This is a genomic window from Yoonia sp. (assembly GCF_014859355.1).
Classification (GTDB): Bacteria; Pseudomonadota; Alphaproteobacteria; order Rhodobacterales; family Rhodobacteraceae; genus Yoonia.
In genome coordinates this window covers 1-3,579 of sequence record NZ_JACUUJ010000081.1, presented here as the reverse complement: position 1 = coordinate 3,579, position 3,579 = coordinate 1, and the positions used below count along the sequence as shown (strand labels likewise).

The 3,579-nt window shown below is 56.6% G+C and carries 4 protein-coding genes, 1 tRNA gene and 1 pseudogene; 4 read left to right on the top strand and 2 right to left on the bottom strand.

Annotation, left to right across the window (positions count from 1 at the left end; translation table 11 throughout):
• The first annotated feature begins 171 nt into the window (after positions 1 to 171).
• The 4 genes from IBX59_RS14875 to IBX59_RS14855 all read left to right on the top strand — a co-directional run bounded on the left by IBX59_RS14875 (position 172) and on the right by IBX59_RS14855 (position 2,473).
• Positions 172 to 603 carry a cupin domain-containing protein gene (locus tag IBX59_RS14875; RefSeq protein WP_296376962.1) on the top strand — a complete coding sequence of 144 codons (432 nt, stop codon included), beginning with the start codon at positions 172 to 174 and terminating at the stop codon, positions 601 to 603.
• 81 nt (positions 604 to 684) lie between these two features.
• Entirely contained in the window at positions 685 to 996 is a 312-nt protein-coding gene (locus IBX59_RS14870) for a YqjD family protein (protein ID WP_296376960.1), read from the top strand.
• On the top strand, positions 996 to 1,382 hold the full coding sequence (locus tag IBX59_RS14865) for a phage holin family protein (protein ID WP_296376958.1): 387 nt from the start codon (positions 996 to 998) through the stop codon (positions 1,380 to 1,382). Before IBX59_RS14870 ends, IBX59_RS14865 begins: the two co-directional genes overlap by 1 nt.
• 1,018 nt (positions 1,383 to 2,400) lie before the next feature.
• Positions 2,401 to 2,473 (top strand) — tRNA-Thr (locus tag IBX59_RS14855).
• Positions 2,474 to 2,815: 342 nt separating this feature from the next.
• Here the strand turns inward: IBX59_RS14855 and rpsO are convergent.
• Entirely contained in the window at positions 2,816 to 3,085 is a 270-nt protein-coding gene (rpsO, locus tag IBX59_RS14850; protein ID WP_296376956.1) for a 30S ribosomal protein S15, read from the bottom strand.
• A gap of 132 nt (positions 3,086 to 3,217) precedes the next feature.
• A pseudogene (locus tag IBX59_RS14845) lies at positions 3,218 to 3,579 on the bottom strand (calcium-binding protein); the annotation flags it as partial.

Genomic DNA, 3,579 nt, shown 5'->3' with positions numbered 1-3,579 from the left:
CGCATCAAATGCCTTGTCTGCCAGAAGCGCTTCGAACGGCACGCCTCGGATCAAGGGTGCAGCGAAGTGAAACGCATCATGCTGCTAACACCGATCAGTGCGGTGAAGATTTATCTGAGGCACACATGATCATGTCTTCGAGTCAGACGATGAAATGAACGGAGAGGCACCATGATCGGATATGTTGCGAATATCGAAGAACTGACGGAAGAAAACACAGACTTCCGGCGCGTTCTTTATTCTGGGAACAAGCTGCAACTGGTTCTGATGTCGCTCGAGCCTGGAACGGAAATTGGTGGCGAGATACACGCTGACACGGACCAGTTCTTTCGCATCGAAGAGGGCAAGGGAATGGTCGTGATCGACGGCATGACGCACAAGGTCAAGGCTGGAGACGGCATCGTAGTGCCCGCGGGCGCGCATCACAATGTGATCTGCACGGGCCATAAGGCGCTCAAGCTTTACACCCTTTACGGGCCGCCGCATCACGAGGACCAGCTGGTTCAAAAGACCAAGGCCGATGCCGATGCATCTGACGAGGTTTTCTCCGGAGCAGCCACCGAGCAGGCGGCAAAGGTAGTCCGGGTTTCGGCCAAAAAATGATGCGCGATCCATCCAAGCCACTCTCGGACACCAAGTCCGACGGCTCAACACCACAATCTCTAACAACCAAAGGAAATCAAAATGTCACCTGATAGCAAAACGAACCAGCAACCCAACGCCGCAACCGATATCGAGGCGGTCAGTCGTCAATTGGTCGCCCTTCGGGAGGACATGTCGCGCCTCACTGAGACTGTCAGCGGGATCGCGGGACGGCGCGGCAGCCGCATGGCCGCAGACATCGCGGAGGGCTTTGACGAGGCGAAGCATTATGCGGAAAGCAAGGGCCGCTCTGCAGAGGCGCAACTGGAGGAGTCTGTTGCAGCGCACCCTTTTATGACAATTGCCCTCGCCGCGGGCGCTGGTTTTTTGGTTGGCGCCCTGTCGCGGCGGTGATGGGTATTGTCGATGACATCGTGCACAGCATTTGTCGCAGCGTCCGAAAGGACGCGCGACGCTTGCTGCTGCCGACCGTGCTTGCTCTGGCTGGGGGACTGACCGGAGCCGCAGGAGTCGCGTTCCTGACGGCCTGGGCGTATATCACGCTTAGTCTTGCGGTAGGGCAAGCTTGGGCGTCCCTCTTGATCGGCCTCGGATTAATAATTCTGGCTGCGGTCCTTCTGGTCATCGCCAGAAATCGTTTTACGAAAAAGACCCTGACCGACCCGCCGGTCTCTCAACCGGCGGCACCTGCTACCGGCGAAACCGATTTTGCCTCTCAGATTGCGTTCACGGCAGCATTTGTCCTCGCCCGATACTTGGGCGAGCGCAACCGGGATTGATATCGAATGCGTTAACGTAGTTTAGCACGCAGCACAGCAAGCAGATCCTCAGGCCGCTCGCAGCCCTTCAGAAACTCGTCCAGCAGTTCCTTGGAAATTGTCATCGTCCTTGCTCCTCTCGGCAAGCATGGACCAAATCCCAGTTACACAGAAGATCTGATATTCTCGACGAAAACGGTAGATGAGCAAGGTACCCATAGCATGTTGGGCGCCGGTGCCTTGAACTCCCGGTTTACCTTGTATTCAGGACACGGCAGCGCCGGATCGCGATACGTGGTCTTCTTGCCTCTGCCTCTGGTAACGCCTTTTTTTCAATATATTTCGTCAGACGAACGACTTTGCCGCGTGCGGCGTAAACACCATTTTCTGCCCCATCGAACCAGACCTTCACGGCCCCATAGCGCTTGCCGCTGGCTTCCCAACGCGCGACGACTCTGGGGCAAAGCTCTGCATCGCTCTGTGCGCGCAAAGACGCTTTGGGCGGCCCAACGCGATTGTGCAAGGTGGCTATCGTTCACTTGTTGCGCTGATGGATGATGTGCGCCGCATTGAACCGGCGCTGGAGGTCGATCTTGCCACCGCCGATGCGCTTGCCGGTCGCGGTTTCCAGCCTTTGCCGATCTTGCCGCGTGGTTTGACATCGCGCCGGAAACGCTCAACCGGTCGAAGGCCGCCAACATTCTTTCCGATGAAGACGACAACGGCGCGTTCTTCCAGTTCTATTCGCGCCCTTTTGCAGGCGGCATGTTTTTTGAAATCGTGCAGCGGCAAGGCGCCTATACCGGCTATGGCGGCCCCAACGCCCCGTTCCGTATTGCTGCGCAGAAACGTCTGATGCGGCCCAAGGAAATCCCGCGATCATAGCGTGACGCGCTGTCGTTCTGCAATCTGGCGTCGCGTGCCGGCAGTCACCCCGCATGAAACTGAAAATTGCTGAGATTACCACGGCGACGGCGAAATCTCGTTCTGATTCTGCCTTGCACGAGGGGCGCCGACCGTTTAGAGGACACAACGCGTAGCCCCATTAGCTCAGCTGGTAGAGCAGGTCCTTCGTAAGGACAAGGTCGGCGGTTCGAGTCCGTCATGGGGCACGCGTATGTCTTTTTGGTCTGACGGTGAAAGCCAGCCGGACCTTGGAAAACAAAACATCTTGGTTTGGCTTCAGTGCTTCTTCGTATTGCACGAGGGCAGTGCGCTGGCGGCGCTTTTCTGGGTCGTGGCCCTAACTTGGCCATTGGCGTTGGAAAAGACTTGCTTTGGCCAAATCAAATCGCCAGGCAACCGCCGTTTTTCCGCACGCGCCAAGGATTCAAACGGCCTGTTGATCAATCTGCCATACGGTGCAGGGCTGGTTGAAAATGGGCTGCTGTGTGCATGATAAAAAACGCCCACCGAAAGGCGGGCGCTTTGGTCATCTGTTCGGGCGTGTCGGTTTAGCGACGCAGGCCCAGACGTTTGATCAGATCCTGATAGCGGGCTTCGTCCTTGGCGCGGGCATAGTCCAGCAGCTTGCGGCGCTGGGCGACCATTTTCAAAAGGCCACGGCGACCGTGGTTGTCTTTCTTGTGGATCTTGAAATGCTCGGTCAGGGTCGCGATGCGCGATGACAGGATGGCAACCTGAACTTCGGGCGAACCGGTGTCGCCTTCCTTGGTTGCGAATTCTTTCATCAGCCGTGCTTTTTCTTCAGCAGTAATCGACATCGGGGTCTCCTTGTCTAAAGGGTGAATGGCGCAATCCGGGATGTCGTCCAGAAGGGCCCGTGGAGGATCCATGCAGGGGAATCCCGCGTAGATGCGTGCGTTTAGGGTGAATTGGGATAAAAGAAAAGGGTTTTATGCTGCAATCAGCGCGACCTGTCCCAGTTCCAGCGTTGTCTGGTTGATAAATGTCGCAATGGCGACGCCATCGGCCTGCAAGATCAGACCGGCATCAGTCAGGGTTGTCGATAAGGCGGGGGCTGGCCCCTGATACGTCAATTCGATGAAATCGTTTGCGGGGTCAAAATCTTCGATGACCGGATGGGCATTCGTGATCAAGGAAAATGTGTCAGCCCCTGACCCGCCATTCAGAATATCCCCGTTGCCACCCATCAAAATGTCATCGCCTGCGCCACCATTCAGATAGTCAACGAAATCATCGCCCCGATCATACAACAGATCATCCCCCGCACCTCCGTGCAGCACATCAGCCCCGT